Below are 17459 nucleotides of genomic sequence, written 5' to 3'. Positions count from 1 at the left end.
TCAGGCGGTCTCGACGAGCGACTCGGCGAGACGCTCCACGACCTCGGCCGCGGTGCCGGCGAGAGCGTCCTCGTCACCGGTCTCGGGCGGTGTCGTCACCCACAGCCCCCAGCCGGGGGTCGACGGGTCGATGCCGGCTCCGACGACGACGAGGTGCACCGGCTGCGGCGCCGCGAGGTCGAGGTAGTCCTCCAGCCGCTCGCCCTCGACCCGGTCGGCGACGACGACGTCGTGACCCTCGATGAGGTAGGCCTCGGCGAGGGCCAGCCCGGCCGACCACCGCAACAGCTGGCGGCGCACCAGCGCGACGCCGGTGGGCGCGAGCGGCGCGGACGTGCCGCCGACGAGCATGTCGTCGAGCGCCTGTCCGTCGACGACGAGCGCGCCGCCGAGCCGCTCGCTGACCGCGCGGGCCAGCCGCCCGAGCCCCGACGCGTCGGCGCCCGTCACGAGGACGAGGCGTCCGGGCGCGGTGGGGGAGTCGGACACGTCGGTCCGGTCGGCCGGGCCGGGGGCGTCCGTCGGGTGGATCGGGTCGGTCATCCGCCGAGCGCCGCCGACACGACGTCCTTGGCCTCGGCCTGGACCTGCGCGAGGTGCTCGGCGCCCTTGAACGACTCGGCGTAGATCTTGTAGACGTCCTCGGTCCCGGACGGGCGCGCGGCGAACCAGGCGCTCTCGGTGGTGACCTTGAGCCCACCGATCTTCGCGCCGTTGCCCGGGGCGGAGGTCAGTTTGCCCGTGATCGCCTCTCCGGCAAGCGACTCCGCGCTCACGTCGTCGGGGGAGAGGGCCGCGAGCTTGGCCTTCTCGTCACGATTCGCCGCCGCGTCGATGCGCGCGTACGCCGGTGAGCCGAAGCGCTCGGTGAGCTCGGCATAGTGCTGGCTCGGCGTCCGGCCGGTCACGGCGAGGATCTCCGAGGCGAGCAGGGCGAGCAGGATGCCGTCCTTGTCGGTGGACCACACGGAGCCGTCGGTGCGCAGGAAGCTCGCGCCTGCGGACTCCTCGCCGCCGAAGCCGACCGACCCGTCGAGGAGTCCGGGCACGAACCACTTGAAGCCGACCGGGACCTCGAGCAGCGTGCGGCCGAGCTCACCGGCGACGCGGTCGATCATCGAGGAGGACACGAGCGTCTTGCCGATGGCGGTGCCCTCGCCCCAGCCCGGGCGCGCGCCGCCGTAGAGGTAGCGGATCGCGACGGCGAGGTAGTGGTTGGGGTTCATGAGGCCGGCGTCGGGTGTCACGATGCCGTGGCGGTCGGCGTCGGCGTCGTTGCCGGTGGAGATGTCGTAGTCGTCCTTGGCGCCGATGAGCGAGGCCATCGCCGACGGGGAGCTGCAGTCCATCCGGATCTTGCCGTCCCAGTCGAGCGTCATGAACGCCCACTGCGGGTCGACGCGGGGGTTGACGACGGTGAGGTCGAGGCCGTGCCGCTCGGCGATCTCGCCCCAGTAGCCGACCGATGCGCCCCCGAGCGGGTCGGCGCCGATGCGCACGCCGGCCTCGCGGATGCGGGCGAGGTCGAGCACCGAGGGGAGGTCGTCGACGTACGTGCCGAGGAAGTCGTAGGCGCCGGCCTCGCCCCGGGCCTTCTCGAACGCCACCCGCTCCACGTCGCGCAGGCCGCCGCGGATGAGGTCGTTGGCGCGCGTGGCGATGACCGACGTGGCGTCGGTGTCGGCAGGTCCGCCGTGTGGCGGGTTGTACTTGAAGCCGCCGTCGGCCGGCGGGTTGTGCGACGGCGTGACGACGATGCCGTCCGCCAGACCTCTTGCACCCGTTGCCTTCCCGCGGTTGGCCCTGAGGATCGCGTGCGACACCGCCGGCGTCGGGGTGTAGCCGTCGCGGTCGTCGACGAGCACCGTCACCCCGTTGGCGACGAGCACCTCGAGGGCCGAGCGCCAGGCCGGCTCGGACAGGCCGTGGGTGTCGCGGCCGATGAAGAGCGGGCCGTCGAAGCCCTGCGAGGCGCGGTAGTCGACGATGGCCTGGGTGGTGGCGAGGATGTGGTCCTCGTTGAACGCGGTGCGCAGGCTCGAGCCGCGGTGGCCCGACGTGCCGAACGCGACCTGCTGGTCGGGGTCGTCGACGTCCGGGTGGCGGTCGTAGTACGCGGCGACGAGCGCGTCGACGTCGACGAGGTCCTCGGGGCGGGCCGGCTGGCCCGCGCGCGGGTGGTTCATGAGAGGTCTCCGTTCGTCGTCGGACGGTCGGCGCCGGTCCCGCCGGCCGGAAGCGTCTGAGCCGACGCGGCGCCGGCAACCGGGGCGGCCGCGGGCTCCGCAACCGGGACGAGCCACACGGTGGAGAACCGGGGCACGGTGATCGCGGCCGAGAACGGCTGGTCGTTCCACGGCTCGGCCGCCGCGTCGATGACCATGCCGGCGCTGCTCGGGGCGTCCGGGTGGTAGCCGGCGGTGTCGAGGACGACCTCCCACCGGCCGCCGCGCGGCAGACCGAGGCGGTAGTACGGCTGGGTCTCGCCGCTGAAGTTCATGACGCACGCGATGGCCGGTGCGTCGGTGCCGCGGTCGCCGCGACCGAACCGCAGCCACGAGAACGTGTTGTGGTCGGCGTCGTCGGCCTCGAGCCACTCGAACCCGGACGGGTCGTTGTCGAGCTCCCAGAGGGCGCGATGGTGCCGGTAGATGCCGTTGAGGTCCTTGACGAGGTTGTGGACGCGGTAGTGCAGCGGCTGCTCGAGCAGCCACCAGTCGAGGCTGCGCCCCTCCGACCACTCCGACTCCTGGCCGAACTCGCAGCCCATGAAGAGCAGCTGCTTGCCCGGGTGGCACCAGAGGTAGGCGAGGAAGGCGCGCAGCGTCGCCACCTGCTCCTCGCGCGGGCCGCTCGACTTGCGCAGCAGCGAGCCCTTGCCGTGGACGACCTCGTCGTGGCTGATCGGCAGGACGAAGTTCTCGTCGAAGGCGTACATGAGCGAGAAGGTCAGCTTGCCGTGCTCGTACTTGCGGTAGATCGGGTCCTGCCCCAGGTACTTGAGCGAGTCGTTCATCCAGCCCATGTTCCACTTGAAGCCGAACCCGAGGCCGCCGTGGTTGGTCGGGCGCGTGACGCCCGGCCACGTCGTCGACTCCTCGGCGATGGTGACGATCCCGCCCTCGCGCTTGTACGCGGTGGCGTTCGTCTCCTTGAGCAGCTCGACGGCCTCGAGGTTCTCGCGGCCACCGTCCTTGTTCGGCTCCCACGCGCCGGCGTCGCGGGCGTAGTCGAGGTAGAGCATCGAGGCGACGCCGTCGACGCGCACGCCGTCGGCGTGGAACTCCTCGAGCCAGTAGAGGGCGTTGGCGACGAGGAAGTTGCGCACCTCGGGGCGGCCGTAGTCGAAGATGTTGGAGCCCCACTCGGGGTGCCAGCCGCGGCGCGGGTCGGGGTGCTCGTAGAGCGGCAGGCCGTCGAACCGGGCCAGGGCCCACTCGTCGGTGGCGAAGTGCCCCGGCACCCAGTCGAGGATGACCCCGATGCCCGCCTTGTGCAGCTCGTCGACGAGGTGGCGGAAGTCGTCGGGAGTGCCCCAGCGCGAGCTCGGCGCGTAGTAGCCGGTGACGTGGTAGCCCCACGACGGCACGTACGGGTGCTCCATGACGGGGAGGAACTCGACGTGGGTGAAGCCGAGGTCGCGCACGTAGTTGACGAGGTGCTCGGCCAGGCCGCGGTAGCCCTCTCCCTGGCGCCAGGAGCCGAGGTGCACCTCGTAGATGCTCATCGGCCCCTCGTGGGAGTTGCGGGTTCGGCGCGCCTCCATCCACTCGCCGTCGCCCCAGCCGTAGTGCGTCTCGGTGACGATCGCCGCCTGCTTGGGGGCCACCTCGGTCATCCGGGCCATGGGGTCGCTCTTGAGCCGGACGAGCTCGTCGGGGCCGCGCACGGCGAACTGGTAGTTCATGCCCTCCTGCGCGCCGGGGATGAACAGCTCCCAGATGCCGCTCTCGCCGAGAGCGCGCATCGGGTGGGTGCGGCGGTCCCAGCCGTTGAAGTCGCCGATGACGTGGACGGCCTTGGCCCGCGGGGCCCACAGCGCGAACGAGACGCCCCACACGTCGCCGAGCGGGCCGGCGTAGTGACGCACGTGCGAGCCGAGGACCTTCCACAGCTGCTCGTGGCGGCCCTCGTTGACGAGGTGCCGGTCCATCTCGCCGAGCGTGGGGGCGAACCGGTAGGGGTCGTCCTGCTCGTGCTCGACGCCGTCGCCGTACTCGACGAGGAGTCGGTAGTCGTGCGTCGTGCCGAAGTCGGGGGAGGTCATCGACCACAGGCCGTCGCGCACGTGCTGCAGCTCGACGCGGTCGCCGGAGTCGAGCCGGGCCGCGACGCGCGTCGCGAACGGGCGGAAGGCCGTGATGGTCAGGCCCCCCGGGCCCACGTGGTGGCCGAGCAGGTCGTGCGGCTGGCCGTTGCGCCCGTGCAGGAACGCGTCGATGGCGTGGTGGTCGAGGGTGGGGGAGCTGGTGGGGTGGGTCGGGCCGGTGGTCACGGGGTGGCCTCCTCGCTGGTGAGCCGCTCGACGGCGCCGAGCGGGATCGGCAGCCACGTCGGCCGGTTGCGCGCCTCGTAGACCACCTCGTAGAGCGCCTTGTCGAGCTCGAGCGCGCGCACGAGCGCGCTGGCGTCAGGGGCCGGTTCACCGGCGACCGACGCGTACCCCTCGAGGAAGGCGGTGCGGCACGCGGATGCCCACGCCGTGGCGTCGACGGGGGCGTCGGCGAGCGCGACCGAGCCGGCCGCGTAGTCGAACGAGCGCAGCATCCCGGCGACGTCGCGCTGGGTGAGGTCGGGGGCGACGCGTTCGGACAGCGGGCGCAGGGGCTCGCCCTCGAAGTCGAGGGCGACCCAGCCGCGCTCGGGCACGTCGAGCACCTGACCGAGGTGGTAGTCGCCGTGGATCCGTTGCAGCGCAGGCCATTCCACGTCACGCACCGAGGTGGCCACGCGCTCGACGGCGTCGACACGGGAGGCGAGGTCGGGCACGAGCGTGACCGCCGCCGCGCAGCGCTGGCGCATCGAGGCGACGAGCGCCTCGCGGGCCTGCGGGGTCACCTCGGTGGTGCCGAGGGCGTGCGCGAGCGCGACGTGGATCTGTGCCGTGACGACGCCGAGGTCGCGGGCGCGGGTCGAGAAGTCGGTGCCGGCCGCGGCGGCCACGAGGGCCACCCGCCAGGCGTCCTCGACCCCGGGGATGAACTCCTGCGCGAAGGCGAGGTGGCCGTGCTCGACGCCGCCGCCGGCCGGAGCGTCCCACGCGCCGTGGAGGTTGCCGTAGGCGACGGGTACGCGGTCCGACCCCTCCTGGGTCAGGGCCGACTGCACGACGACGTCGGGGTTGTCGCCGTCCTGCACGGTGCGGAAGACCTTGACGATGAGCGGCTCGGCCGGGCCGCCACCCTCGGCGCCCATCCGGCAGATGACCGAGGTGTTCGACTGCTCGCCGGTGAGGACCGCGGACGACGTGACGCTGCCGGCCGCCTGGCCCGTGGCCGAGCCGGTGGCGCGGGCGTTGCTGCCGACCGACGCGTGCGCGTCGTCGGAGACGTCCGACTCGAGGACGGTGCGGACCAGCTCGGAGACGTACACCGGGTCGTGCGGGCCGTCGTAGACCCATCGGGTGCCGAGGACGCTGTGCTCCATCGTGCCGAGCAGGGCGTGCTCGGCACCCTCGAGCGGCGCGCCCCGGTAGGTCAGCGGAACCTGGTAGACGACGGCGGGCGCCACGGCCTCGTCGGCGAGCAGGAGCGTCTCGACGCCCACCTCGCCGGCCGGGTCCTCGAACCGGAACCCGCCGACGCGCCTCAGCTGCGGCAGGTGGCCCTTGCCGTGGTACCAGCGCTGCCGCGGCATCCACTCGGTGACCATCTCGATCTTCGTCGGGGTGATCGTGGCTCCCTTGTGGACGACGGCCATCAGCGGTTGTCCTCCTGTCCGCGCAGCTGGAGCCAGAAGAAGTCGCGCGAGCCGAGGGTGAGCGTCACGCGTCCGTCGGCGGCCACCCACGGGAACCCGCTGCCGCCGAAGAGGTCGACGAGCACCCGGCCCGAGAAGTGCTCGGGCAGCTGGATCGTCGCCGCCTGGGGGCGGCTGCTCAGGTTGTTGACGCAGAGCACCGCCTCGGGGGCCTGGTCGCCGTCGGCGTCCATCGAGCGGGTGTAGGCGAGGATGTGGTCGTTGTCGGCCGGCACGACGGTGAAGTCGCCGAGGCCGAAGACCGGGTGCCGGCTGCGCACCTGGAGCATCCCGCGCACCCAGTGCAGCAACGAGGACGAGGACGCCATCTGCGCCTCGACGTTGACGTTGTTGTAGTGGTACACGAGGCTGCTGATGACCGGCAGGTAGAGCTTGCCCGGGTCGACGGTCGAGAAGCCCGCGTTGCGGTCGGGGGTCCACTGCATCGGGGTGCGCACCGCGTCGCGGTCGGTGAGCCAGATGTTGTCGCCCATGCCGATCTCGTCGCCGTAGTAGAGGCACGGCGAGCCCGGCAGCGAGAGCACGAGGGCGTGGATCAGCTCGATCTCGGGGCGGCTGTTGTCGAGCAGGGGAGCGAGGCGGCGCCGGATGCCGACGTTGGCCCGCATCCGCGGGTCGGGCGCGTACCAGCCGTACATCGCGGCGCGCTCCTCGGGCGTCACCATCTCGAGCGTCAGCTCGTCGTGGTTGCGCAGGAACGTGCCCCACTGCGTCCCCGACGGGATGGCGGGCGTGTCGGCGAGCACGTCGATGATCGGCTGGGCCTTCTCCTCGCGCAGCGAGTAGTAGAGCCGCGGCATGACCGGGAAGTGGAAGCACATCTGGCACTCGGGCGACTCGTCGGTGCCGAAGTAGTCGACGACCTCGGCCGGCGGCTGGTTGGCCTCGGCGAGCAGGATGCGGCCCGGGTACTCGGTGTCCACCATCGTGCGCAGCTTGGCGAGGAACTCGTGCGTCTTCGGCAGGTTCTCGCAGTTGGTGCCCTCCTCCTCGAAGAGGTAGGGCACGGCGTCGAGACGGAAGCCGTCGATGCCGAGGTCCATCCAGAACCGCACGACGTCGAACATCGCCTCCTGCACGGCCTCGTTCTCGAAGTTGAGGTCGGGCTGGTGGCTGAAGAACCGGTGCCAGAAGAACTGCCGCCGGATCGGGTCGAAGGTCCAGTTCGACACCTCGGTGTCGACGAAGATGATGCGGGCGTCGTCGTAGCCCTCGTCGGTGTCGGACCACACGTAGTAGTCGCCGTACGGCCCGTCGGGCTCGGCGCGACTGGCCTGGAACCACGGGTGCTGGTCGCTCGTGTGGTTCATGACGAGGTCGGTGACGATGCGGATGCCACGGGCGTGCGCCTGGGACACGAGCTCGGTGAACTCCGGCAGCGTCCCGAACTCCGGCAGCACGGCCTTGTAGTCGGCGATGTCGTAGCCGCCGTCGCGCAGTGGCGAGGCGTAGAAGGGCGGCAGCCAGAGACAGTCGACACCGAGCCACTGGAGGTAGTCGAGACGCTGGATCAGCCCGGTGAAGTCGCCGGCGCCGACGCCCTTGCTGTCGGCGAAGGCGCGCACGAGCACCTCGTAGAAGACCGCTTTGCGAAACCACTGCGGGTCGTGCTTCAGCCCCGGCTGGGAGAGGTTGAGTCCCTGCATGTGGTCAGTGGCTCCTCACGGTGATGATGTGAACGGGTTCCGAGTCGGGGCCGAGGCGGACCCAGTTGTCCTGCCGCCACTGCCACGTCTGGTTGGTGATGTGGTCGTGCGCGTCGAAGGTCGACCACGAGGCCATACCCATCGCGTCGAGGTCGAGGTGCACCCACGTCTCACGAGTCGCGTGCGGGTCGAGGTTGGCGACGACGAGGACGGTGTCGCGCTGGCCGGTCGAGCGGTCGACGCGCGTCTTGCTGAAGACGAGGACGTTGTCGTCCTCGGCGGAGTGGAAGTGCAGGTTGCGCAACCATCGCAGTGCCGGGTGCCAGCCGCGGATCTCGTTGAGCCGCTTGAGGTACCACGCCAGGGAACGGTGCTCGAGCGGGCCGCCGGGCTCGTACAGGAACCACTGCCGGTCCTTGTACTCGTACTTCTCGTTGTCGATCTGCTCCTCGGCGCCGGGCCGGGCCACGTGCTCCATCAGCTCGTAGCCGGCGTAGATGCCGTAGGTCGGCACGAGCGTCGCCGCGAGGGCGGCGCGCAGCTTCCAGGCCGTCGGGCCGCCGTACTGCATGTACGGCGTGAGGATGTCGTGCGTCGTCGGCCAGAAGGCCGGGCGCATGTACGTGGCACCGCTGTCGTCTGAGGCCAGCTCGCGGCCGTACTCCTCGAGCTCCCACTTCTCGTTGCGCCACGCGTAGTAGGTGTAGCTCTGCTGGAAGCCGGCCTTGGCCAGCTCGTGCATCATCGCCGGCTTCGTGAAGGCCTCCGACAGCCAGATCGTCTCGGGGTACTGCTCCGCGACGTCGGCGATCAGCCACTGCCAGAAGCGAACCGGCTTCGTGTGCGGGTTGTCGACACGGAAGATCCGCACGCCGTGGTCGAGCCACACCTGGATGACCCGGCGCACCTCGGCGTAGGCCGAGGCGGGGTCGTTGTCGAAGTTGAGCGGGTAGATGTCCTGGTACTTCTTGGGCGGGTTCTCGGCGTAGGCGATGGTGCCGTCGGCGCGCGTCGTGAACAGCTCCGGGTGGGTCTGCACCCACGGGTGGTCCGGCGAGGCCTGCAGCGCGATGTCGAGCGCCACCTCGAGGCCGACGCGTCGGGCCTCGGCGACGAACGCGTCGAAGTCCTCGAAGGTGCCGAGGTCGGGGTGGATGGCGTCGTGGCCACCGTCGGGCGAGCCGATGGCGTACGGGGACCCGGGGTCGCCGGGCTCGGCCGTCAGGCTGTTGTTGCGGCCCTTGCGCGCGGTCGTGCCGATCGGGTGGATCGGCGTCAGGTACACGACGTCGAAGCCCATGTCGGCGATGGCGGGCAGCCGCTGCGCGGCGGTGCGGAACGTGCCCGACACCCATTCGCCGGTCGTCTCGTCGCGGCGGGCGCCCTCGGAGCGCGGGAAGATCTCGTACCACGCGCCGAAGAGGGCGAGCTCGCGCTCGACGTGGAGGGCGTAGGACGGTGAGGGGGAGACGAGCTCGCGCAGCGGCATGATCGCGGCGAGGCCGGTGATCTCCGGAGAGGTGGCCGCCCCGAAGCGGTGCGCGGCCGGGCGACGCGTGTCGGCGAGGGCGAGGGCCCCCTTGTCGATCTCCGACGCGTCGGCCCCCTGGCCGCGGACGGCCTCGGCGAAGCGCTCGAGCACCTTGACGCCCTCGGCGCACATGAGGTCCTCGTCGACGCCGGCGGCGATCTTGATGCCGGCGTCGTGGACCCACGTGGCGTACGGGTCGGACCAGCCCTCGACGCGGTAGGTCCACCAGCCCTCCCGGCCGGCGACGACGGGTGCCGACCACTCCGAGGTGCCCGGGTTGTCGCAGTGCATCGCGAAGTAGTGGTCGCGGCCGTCGGGGTCGGTGAGCACCGCGGTGGCGTTGACGGCGTCGTGGCCCTCGCGGAAGACCTTGGCGCGCACGACGAACTCCTCGCCGACGACCGACTTGGCCGGGCGGGTGCCGCCGTCGACGAGGGGGCGCACGTCGCTGACGGGGATGCGGCCGATGGGCAGCGCGTCGCCGGGGTAGCCGGCCACGGTGGGCGCCTCGCTCGCCGGGTGCTCGGGGGCGAGCGTCGACGCACCGGCGGACGTGTCGTCGACGAAGGCGGCGTCGGCGCCCGGGTGCGAGTCGTCGGGGGCGAGCGCGGGCCGGGCCGGCGAGGCTGCGCCCGGCGCGGCCGAGGTGGCGTCGCGCGACACGGTGGTCACCGGTGTCGGGTCGGGGCGGCTCGCGGGCGACACCTGCGAGCGCGGTCGTGCGGGCTTGCTGGAACGGGACTTCTTCGCTGAGCCAGTCACGGGATCGACCGTATCGAAGTTGTGCCCGTCCCGACACGGGCGCGCGGCGGGCGGCAGGCCCGTCTCGGCGGGTGGGCACGAATCGGGACCATTCGGGTCCGAGGGATGAAACCCGGCTGCAAGAGTTGCAAGAACACGACAGTGGGACCCTTATGCTGGCTCCTCGTGAAGGCCATCCGTCGCTTCAGCGTCCGCACCGTCCTGCCCACCCGGATCGAGGGTCTCGGCGTCCTCGCCAGCAACCTCCGGTGGTCCTGGCACCCGCCGACGCGTGACCTCTTCGAGAGCATCAGCCCGCGCAAGTGGGCCCAGGCGAACGAGGACCCCGTCAAGCTCCTGTCCCGTCTGTCGGCCGAGGAGCTCGCCTCGCTCGCTGCCGACGACGACTTCGTCGGCAGCGTCGTCGCCGCCAACGCCGACCTGCAGTCCTACCTCACCGACGAGCGCTGGTACCAGCGCTGGAGCCGCGAGCAGGCGTCCGGCGGCCAGGCCGCGCCCGCCGCGATCGCCTACTTCAGCCCCGAGTTCGGCATCACCGCCGTGCTCCCGCAGTACTCCGGCGGCCTCGGCATCCTCGCCGGCGACCACCTCAAGACTGCCTCCGACCTCGGCGTGCCGATCGTCGGCGTCGGCCTCTTCTACAAGACCGGCTACTTCAAGCAGGCCCTCGACCGCGACGGCTGGCAGGTGGAGTCCTACCCCGTCCTCGACCCCGACGGCCTGCCGCTGTCGCTGCTGCGCGAGGACGACGGCACGCCCGCCGTCGTCACCGTCGACCTGCCCGCCGGGCGCGTCCTCAACGCCCACGTCTGGAAGGCGCAGGTCGGCCGCGTGCCGCTGCTGCTGCTCGACTCCGACGTGCCCGGCAACGACGAGCAGACGCGTCGGGTCACCGAGTCGCTCTACGGCGGCGGCGGCGACACCCGCCTCGAGCAGGAGCTGCTCCTCGGCGTGGGCGGCGTCCGCGCCCTCCGCCTCTGGTCGCGCCTGTCGGGTGACCCCGCCCCCGAGGTGTTCCACACCAACGAGGGCCACGCCGGCTTCCTCGGCGTCGAGCGCATCACCGAGCTCGTCCGCGACCGCGGCCTCAGCTTCGACGAGGCCCTCGAGGCCGTCCGCTCGGCCACCGTCTTCACGACCCACACGCCCGTGCCGGCCGGCATCGACCGCTTCGACGCCGCGAAGATCAACCTCTTCTTCGGCGGCCCCAACGCGATCCCGGGCGTGCCCGTCGAGCGCCTCCTCGCCCTCGGCGCCGAGGACTACGAGGGCGGCCAGCCCGGCATCTTCAACATGGCCGTGATGGGCCTGCGCCTGGCCCAGCGCGCCAACGGCGTCTCCCAGCTGCACGGCGTCGTGAGCCGCGAGATGTTCGACGGCCTGTGGCCCGGCTTCGACGACGACGAGGTGCCGATCACGAGCATCACCAACGGCGTCCACGCCCCGACGTGGGTCGACCGTTCCGTCTACGACGTCGCCCTCAAGCACCTCGGCACCTCCGACATCGCCGGCGAGAACGCCTGGGACCGCATCGACGAGGTTCCCGCCGAAGCCGTGTGGTCGACCAAGCGCGAGATGCGCGAGAAGCTCGTCACCGACGCGCGTCGCCGCGTCCGCTCGTCCTGGCTCAAGCGTGGCGCCACCGAGCTCGAGCTCGGCTGGACCGACAGCATCCTCGACCCCGACGTCCTGACGATCGGCTTCGCCCGACGCGTCCCCACCTACAAGCGCCTGACGCTGATGCTCCGCGACCCGGAGCGTCTCAAGCGCCTCCTGCTGCACCCGGAGCGCCCGGTGCAGCTCGTCATCGCCGGCAAGTCGCACCCGGCCGACGAGACCGGCAAGCGGCTCATCCAGGAGATGGTCCGCTTCGCCGACGACCCCGAGGTGCGCCACCGCATCGTCTTCCTGCCGAACTACGACATCGCCATGGCCCAGCACCTCTACCCGGGCTGCGACGTCTGGCTCAACAACCCGCTGCGCCCGTTCGAGGCGTGCGGCACGTCGGGCATGAAGGCGGCCCTCAACGGCGGCCTCAACCTCTCCATCCTCGACGGCTGGTGGGACGAGTGGTTCGACGGCCGCAACGGCTGGGCCATCCCGACCGCCGACGGTGTCGAGGACGCCGACCGCCGCGACGACATCGAGGCGGCCGCGCTCTACGACCTCATCGAGCACGACGTCGCGCCGAAGTTCTACGACCGCGGTGTCGACGGCCTGCCCAACGGCTGGATCTCGATGATGACCCACACGCTGAAGACGCTCGGGCCGAAGGTCCTCGCCAGCCGCATGGTCGAGGACTACGTCACCCGCCTCTACAGTCCCGCCGCCGGCGCGGGCCGCTCGCTCAACGGTCCGGAGTTCGCCGGGGCCAAGGAGCTCGCCGCCTACAAGGCGTCGGTGCGCGCGGCGTGGCCGAACGTCAAGGTCGAGCACCTCGAGCCCTCCGGCCTGTCCGACTCGCCGCAGGTCGGCGACACCCTCGACCTGCGTGCCTACGTCGACCTCGCCGGGCTGCGCCCCGAGGACGTCGAGGTGCAGCTCGTCCACGGCCACGTCAACGAGGCCGACGAGCTGTGGGGGGTCGAGACGACGCCGCTCGCCTTCGTCGAGAGCTACGAGAACGGTCGCGCCCAGTTCGCCGGGAGCCAGCCGCTCGGCCGCACCGGGTCGTTCGGCTACAGCGTCCGGATCGTGCCGCGGCACCCGGCGCTCGCGTCGCCGGCCGAGCTCGGGCTGGCCCGCACCGCCTGACACACCTCACCGTCGGCATCGAGAGAGCAGCTCGTCCCCCTTCTGCACCGGGAGTCCCTGACGTGGGACGGGGACGAGCTGCTCTTCCGACGGGTCAGTCGACGTCGACGGCGCACCAGACCTGCATCGAGGCGGGTCCCATCGGCAGCGTCGTGCCCGCGGGCACCGGCGCTCCGGGCCCGGACGGGCGCGCGTCAGAGCTGTCCCACACGAGCTCGTAGGCGCTCGTGCCGGCGGCGCCGGGCAGCGTCACGTCGGCGGGCTTGGCCGCGCCGTTGAACACGACGAGCACCGACTGCTGGTCGTGCCACAGGCCGTTGTAGAGCGCCTGGAGCACGTGCTCGGCGGGGCCGTCCCAGCGGTGACCCATCGGTCCGCCGTCGCCGGCGAACCACGCGAGGTCGGTCGAGCCGTCGGTGTGCACCGGCCGGCCGGTGAAGAACGATCGCTGGCGCAGCACCGGGTGCTCGCGGCGCAGCCGCACGAGGTGGCGCGTCGTGGCGAGGAGGTCCTGCTGCCACGGCTCGAGGTCCCACGCCATCCAGCTGATCTCGTTGTCCTGCGAGTACGGGTTGTTGTTGCCACGCTGGCTGCGGCCGAGCTCGTCGCCGGCCGTGAGCATGGGGACGCCGGTCGACAGCAGCAGCGTCCCGAGGAGGTTGCGCATGGTGCGCCGACGCGCCTCGAGGACCCGCTCGTCGTCGGTGCGGCCCTCGACGCCGTGATTCCACGAGCGGTTGTCGTTCGAGCCGTCGGTGCCGCTGTGGCCGTTGACCCCGTTGTGCTTGGTGTCGTAGGCCGTGAGGTCGTGCAGCGTGAAGCCGTCGTGGGCCGTGACGAAGTTGACCGACGCGATGGTGCCGCGGTCGTGGCTGTCGAAGAGGTCCTGCGAGCCGGCGAGTCGGGTGGCGAGCTCGCGGACGCCGTGGCCGACACCGCCGTCCGCCGACGCGGCGAGGTCGCGCAGCCAGAAGGTCCGCGCCGTGTCGCGATAGCGGTCGTTCCACTCCGAGAACGGCGGCGGGAACTGGCCGGTACGCCACCCGTGGATGCCGAGGTCCCACGGCTCGGCGACGAGCTTGGTGCGCGAGAGGACGGGGTCGGTGCGCAGCGCGACGAGGAAGGGGTGGTCGCGGTCGAAGTGGTCGTCCTTGCCGCGGCCGAGGGCGACGGCGAGGTCGAAGCGGAAGCCGTCGACGTGGCACTCCTGCACCCAGTAGCGCAGCGAGTCCAGGACCATCCGGGCCACGACCGGGTGGGTGAGGTCGAGGGTGTTGCCGCACCCCGTCACGTCGATGTCGCGACCGCGGCTGTCGACCCGGTAGTACGCGCGCTGGTCCAGGCCCCGCCATGACAGCGTCATGCCGTCGCGCGACTTCTCGGCCGTGTGGTTGTAGACGACGTCGAGCAGCACCTCGATGCCGGCCGCGTGCAGCGTGCGCACCATCGCCTTGAACTCGTCGAGGGCGCCCTGCGGGTCGCCCACCGACGCGTACGCCGGGTGCGGTGCGAAGAAGCCGAGCGTGTTGTAGCCCCAGTGGTTGGTCAGCCCGCGCAGGACCAGCTCGGGCTCGTGGGTGAAGGTGTGGACCGGCAGCAGCTCGACGGCCGTGACGCCCAGCGAGGTCAGGTGCTCGACGAACGCCGGGTGCGCCAGCCCCGCGTAGGTGCCGCGCAGGGGCTCGGGCACGCCGGGGTGCAGGGCCGTCGCGTTCTTGACGTGCACCTCGTAGACGACCGACTCGGTCAGCGACGTGCGCGGGAACTCGTCGTCGCCCCAGTCGAACTCGCCGTCGACGACGACGCACCGCGGCATGAAGGGCGCCGAGTCGCGGGTGTCGCGCACGGCCAGGTCGCCGGTGAGGTCGGCCCGCACCCGGTGGCCGAAGAGGGCCGGGTCGAGCGAGACCTCCCCCTCGACGGCCCGCGCGTACGGGTCGAGGACGAGCTTGGCGGGGTTGTGCAGCAGCGACTGTTCGGGGTCCCAGTCCCCGTCGACGCGGAAGGCGTAGCGCTGTCCCACTCCCACGCCGGGGACCGTGTCGAACCACGTGCCGTGGGCCCGGTGGCGCAACGGCACGCGTCGCTCGGTCTCGACACCGTCGGCGTCACGGTCGAAGAGGCAGACCTCGACGCCTCGCGCGTGCCCCGCGTAGACCGAGAACACCGCGCCCTCGGGGCACAGGTGTACCCCCGGCTCGGGCGGCAGGTCCGGGGTCGGGGGTGGAGGGGGGCCCATGGGGTCAGCGTATGGGGAGCCGGGGGAGCGCGAGAGGGCTGCCTCCGGCCGCTCCCACCGGGCACGAGGCCTCAGCCCGTCAGCGCGAACCGGCACACGACGGCGCCGTGGTCGGACGCGACGTCGACGACGTCGGCCCGCACGGGCTCGAGGTCGCGGTAGAGGACGGCGTCGAGCTCGGCGTCGAACCGTTCGACGTCCCAGCCGGTCAGGCGGGCGCCCGCCCGCGCGAGCCACTCGTGCTTGGAGCCACGGATCCGCCACGTCGGAGCGTCGAGCTCGACGTGGCGCAGCCCGAGGCCGCGGGCCAGGGCGCGGTCCGGCCGCGCCGGGCCGGGGTAGTGGTTCATGTCGCCGGCGAGCACGAGGGGGCCGGTGGCGAGGCGCGGGTCGGCGAGGGCGCGGTGCAGGCGCCGCACCTGGTTGCCCCGCGCGATGGCGCGCGCGAAGACGATGAGGTGGGCCGTCGCGACGGTGACGACGCGCCCGTCGCCGTGGCGGTCGTCGTGGAGGGCGTAGGACCCTGACAGTGCGCCGCGCTCGTGCCAGTGGTCCGACCACCGCAGCAGGGGCCCCGCCGGCTGGAGCGTGGCCCGCAGCGGGGGAGCCGCGAGGCGTACGCGTCGGGGGTCGTGTGCGAGGACGAGCCCGGCGGGCAGGTGCGCGGCGCTCGGCACGAGGCCCGCGGCGGTGAGCGCCCGGGCCACGGCGGCAGCCTCGAGGTGGTGCACCTCCTGCAGCGCGAGCACGTCGGGCCCGGCGGCCACGACCGGCCCCAAGCCGTCCGGGAGGGTCAGCAGCCGGCTCGAGAAGGTGTTGACGGTGGCGACGGTCAGCTCGGGCACAGGCCACCTCGCGTCGGTCGGGGCGATCAGTCTACGGTGGTGCGCATGACCGACCCGACCTCCCTGCCCAACTTCATGCCGAGCTCCCCGGGTGACATCCCGAACGGTGCGCCGGCGTCCGACACCCCCGTGCGCGACCGTGTCATCGCGGTCCTCAAGGGCCTCGGCATCGAGGCGAGCATCGACGGCGACGGCGACATCGAGTTCGCGATCGTCGACAACGAGGGCACGAGCACGACGCTGTTCGCGCGCGTCGCGGAGGGCGACCTCGCCGTCGTCCGCTTCTTCGGCCAGTGGCAGCTCGCCGAGCCCGTGTCGCCCGACCGCAACGAGCGTCTCGCCCGCTGCAACGACCTCACGATGCAGCTGAACATCGTCAAGCTCTCGCTCGTCCAGGAGAGCCTCGTCGTCTCGGCCGAGCACGTCATCACGCCGAACGCCGACCTCGACATCCTCGTGCCGCTCTCGGTCAACCACATCCTGCAGAGCGTCGGCTTCTTCTTCCAGTCCTGGCTGCCCCAGGACGCCGCCGCGCCGGGCGAGGCCTGATCCGATGGGCGAGTTCGTCCGGCTCGAGGTCGAGGGCGGCATCGGCACGATCCGCCTCGACCGGCCGAAGATGAACGCGCTCAACGTCCAGGTCCAGGAGGAGATCCGGGCCGCGGCCGCCGAGGCCACGGACCGCGCCGACGTCAAGGCGGTCATCGTCTACGGCGGCGAGCGCGTCTTCGCGGCCGGCGCGGACATCAAGGAGATGAAGGCCATGTCGTACACCGACATGGTCGACCGCTCGGGTCCGCTCTCGAGCTCGATCACGTCCGTCGCGCGCATCCCCAAGCCGGTCATCGCCGCGATCACCGGCTACGCGCTCGGCGGCGGCTGCGAGCTCGCGCTCGCGTGCGACTTCCGGGTCGTGGCCGACGACGCGAGGCTCGGCCAGCCGGAGATCCTCCTCGGCGTCATCCCGGGCGCCGGTGGCACGCAGCGGCTCTCCCGCCTCGTCGGGGCCTCCCGGGCCAAGGAGATCATCTTCTCCGGCCGGTTCGTCGACGCGCAGGAGGCGCTCGCCATCGGCCTGGCCGACCGCGTCGTTCCCGCCGCCGACGTCTACACCGCGGCCCGCGAGTGGGCCGCCACCTTCGTCGCGGGGCCGACGTACGCGGTCCGCGCCGCCAAGGAGGCCATCGACCGGGGTCTCGAGGTCGATCTCGAGACCGGCCTGGAGATCGAGCGGATGCTCTTCGCCGGGCTCTTCGGCACCCGCGACCGCGAGATCGGCATGACCTCGTTCGTCGAGCAGGGGCCGGGCAAGGCGCAGTTCGAGGGGCGCTGACCCTCGTGACGCTCCGGTGACACCGCTGTGACCCAGCCGCTGGACGTCCTCGTGTTCTACTCGCCCGTCGGGTCGACCGAGGACGTCCTCGCGGCGGTCTTCGCCGCGGGTGCCGGCGCGATCGGCGACTACACAGAGTGCGCCTGGTACGTCGAGGGAACGGGACGGTTCCGGCCCGGTCCCGGCGCGAATCCCGCCATCGGCGCCGTCGGCGAGCTCGAGGTCGTGCCCGAGCACCGGGTCGAGGTGACCTTCCCGCGTCACCGGCGTGCCGCCGTCGTCGCCGCCCTGCGCGCGGCCCATCCCTACGAGGAGCCGGCCTTCCACGTCCTCGAGACCGGCGCCGTCTGAGGCGTGCCCGCGCTCGTCG

12 protein-coding genes are annotated in these 17459 nt (G+C 71.9%); 4 read left to right on the top strand and 8 right to left on the bottom strand.

Features of this window, described 5'->3' with window-relative positions:
- Genes AC3A5R_RS02715 through AC3A5R_RS02690 form a run of 6 tightly spaced genes read right to left on the bottom strand, consistent with a single transcriptional unit; the run spans position 1 to position 9918 of the window.
- Complete coding sequence (locus AC3A5R_RS02715) at positions 1-543, bottom strand: hypothetical protein (RefSeq protein WP_487619235.1); 543 nt, start codon at positions 541-543, stop codon at positions 1-3.
- A complete protein-coding gene (gene pgm, locus AC3A5R_RS02710) occupies positions 540-2186 on the bottom strand; it encodes a phosphoglucomutase (alpha-D-glucose-1,6-bisphosphate-dependent) (RefSeq protein ID WP_487619234.1) in 1647 nt (548 codons plus the stop codon). The genes AC3A5R_RS02715 and pgm overlap by 4 nt, the downstream gene beginning before the upstream one ends.
- Positions 2183-4495 (bottom strand): 1,4-alpha-glucan branching protein GlgB, encoded by a 2313-nt coding sequence (gene glgB, locus AC3A5R_RS02705; RefSeq protein WP_487619233.1) that lies wholly within the window; start codon positions 4493-4495, stop codon positions 2183-2185. Before glgB ends, pgm begins: the two co-directional genes overlap by 4 nt.
- The gene (locus tag AC3A5R_RS02700; RefSeq protein WP_487619232.1) at positions 4492-5919 is read right to left on the bottom strand and encodes a maltokinase N-terminal cap-like domain-containing protein; all 1428 of its coding nucleotides are present in this window, start codon (positions 5917-5919) and stop codon (positions 4492-4494) included. The genes glgB and AC3A5R_RS02700 overlap by 4 nt, the downstream gene beginning before the upstream one ends.
- A complete protein-coding gene (treS, locus tag AC3A5R_RS02695) occupies positions 5919-7625 on the bottom strand; it encodes a maltose alpha-D-glucosyltransferase (RefSeq protein ID WP_487619231.1) in 1707 nt (568 codons plus the stop codon). The genes AC3A5R_RS02700 and treS overlap by 1 nt, the downstream gene beginning before the upstream one ends.
- A gap of 4 nt (positions 7626-7629) precedes the next feature.
- Positions 7630-9918, bottom strand: coding sequence for an alpha-1,4-glucan--maltose-1-phosphate maltosyltransferase (locus AC3A5R_RS02690; protein WP_487619230.1), 2289 nt, complete (start codon positions 9916-9918; stop codon positions 7630-7632).
- Between the two features lie 165 nt (positions 9919-10083).
- Here AC3A5R_RS02690 and glgP point away from each other — a divergent pair, with 165 nt between their 5' ends.
- Positions 10084-12672 (top strand): alpha-glucan family phosphorylase, encoded by a 2589-nt coding sequence (glgP, locus tag AC3A5R_RS02685; RefSeq protein WP_487619229.1) that lies wholly within the window; start codon positions 10084-10086, stop codon positions 12670-12672.
- A 94-nt stretch (positions 12673-12766) separates the two neighbouring features.
- On the opposite strand, the gene glgX is transcribed toward glgP, so the two are convergent.
- Both glgX and AC3A5R_RS02675 read right to left on the bottom strand, forming a co-directional pair.
- Positions 12767-14911, bottom strand: coding sequence for a glycogen debranching protein GlgX (glgX, locus tag AC3A5R_RS02680; protein WP_487619228.1), 2145 nt, complete (start codon positions 14909-14911; stop codon positions 12767-12769).
- Between the two features lie 71 nt (positions 14912-14982).
- On the bottom strand, positions 14983-15756 hold the full coding sequence (locus tag AC3A5R_RS02675) for an endonuclease/exonuclease/phosphatase family protein (RefSeq protein ID WP_487619227.1): 774 nt from the start codon (positions 15754-15756) through the stop codon (positions 14983-14985).
- A 45-nt stretch (positions 15757-15801) separates the two neighbouring features.
- Here AC3A5R_RS02675 and AC3A5R_RS02670 point away from each other — a divergent pair, with 45 nt between their 5' ends.
- From AC3A5R_RS02670 to AC3A5R_RS02660, 3 genes are read left to right on the top strand one after another with little or no spacing between them, the layout of a single operon-like run.
- Complete coding sequence (locus AC3A5R_RS02670) at positions 15802-16305, top strand: type III secretion system chaperone family protein (RefSeq protein WP_487619226.1); 504 nt, start codon at positions 15802-15804, stop codon at positions 16303-16305.
- A gap of 4 nt (positions 16306-16309) precedes the next feature.
- Complete coding sequence (locus AC3A5R_RS02665; protein WP_487619225.1) at positions 16310-17089, top strand: enoyl-CoA hydratase/isomerase family protein; 780 nt, start codon at positions 16310-16312, stop codon at positions 17087-17089.
- A gap of 27 nt (positions 17090-17116) precedes the next feature.
- On the top strand, positions 17117-17440 hold the full coding sequence (locus AC3A5R_RS02660) for a hypothetical protein (protein WP_487619224.1): 324 nt from the start codon (positions 17117-17119) through the stop codon (positions 17438-17440).
- Positions 17441-17459 lie beyond the last annotated feature (19 nt).

The organism is Intrasporangium sp. Soil_C_50 (assembly GCF_057656595.1).
This window is presented reverse-complemented; position numbering and strand designations above follow the sequence as displayed.

Coding starts and splice junctions, on each gene's coding strand:
- AC3A5R_RS02665 (WP_487619225.1), top strand. CDS start 16,310: ATGGGCGAGTTCGTCCGGCTCGAGGTCGAGGGCGGCATCGGCACGATC.
- AC3A5R_RS02700 (WP_487619232.1), bottom strand. CDS start 5,919: ATGGCCGTCGTCCACAAGGGAGCCACGATCACCCCGACGAAGATCGAG.
- AC3A5R_RS02670 (WP_487619226.1), top strand. CDS start 15,802: ATGACCGACCCGACCTCCCTGCCCAACTTCATGCCGAGCTCCCCGGGT.
- glgX (WP_487619228.1), bottom strand. CDS start 14,911: ATGGGCCCCCCTCCACCCCCGACCCCGGACCTGCCGCCCGAGCCGGGG.
- treS (WP_487619231.1), bottom strand. CDS start 7,625: ATGCAGGGACTCAACCTCTCCCAGCCGGGGCTGAAGCACGACCCGCAG.
- pgm (WP_487619234.1), bottom strand. CDS start 2,186: ATGAACCACCCGCGCGCGGGCCAGCCGGCCCGCCCCGAGGACCTCGTC.
- AC3A5R_RS02715 (WP_487619235.1), bottom strand. CDS start 543: ATGACCGACCCGATCCACCCGACGGACGCCCCCGGCCCGGCCGACCGG.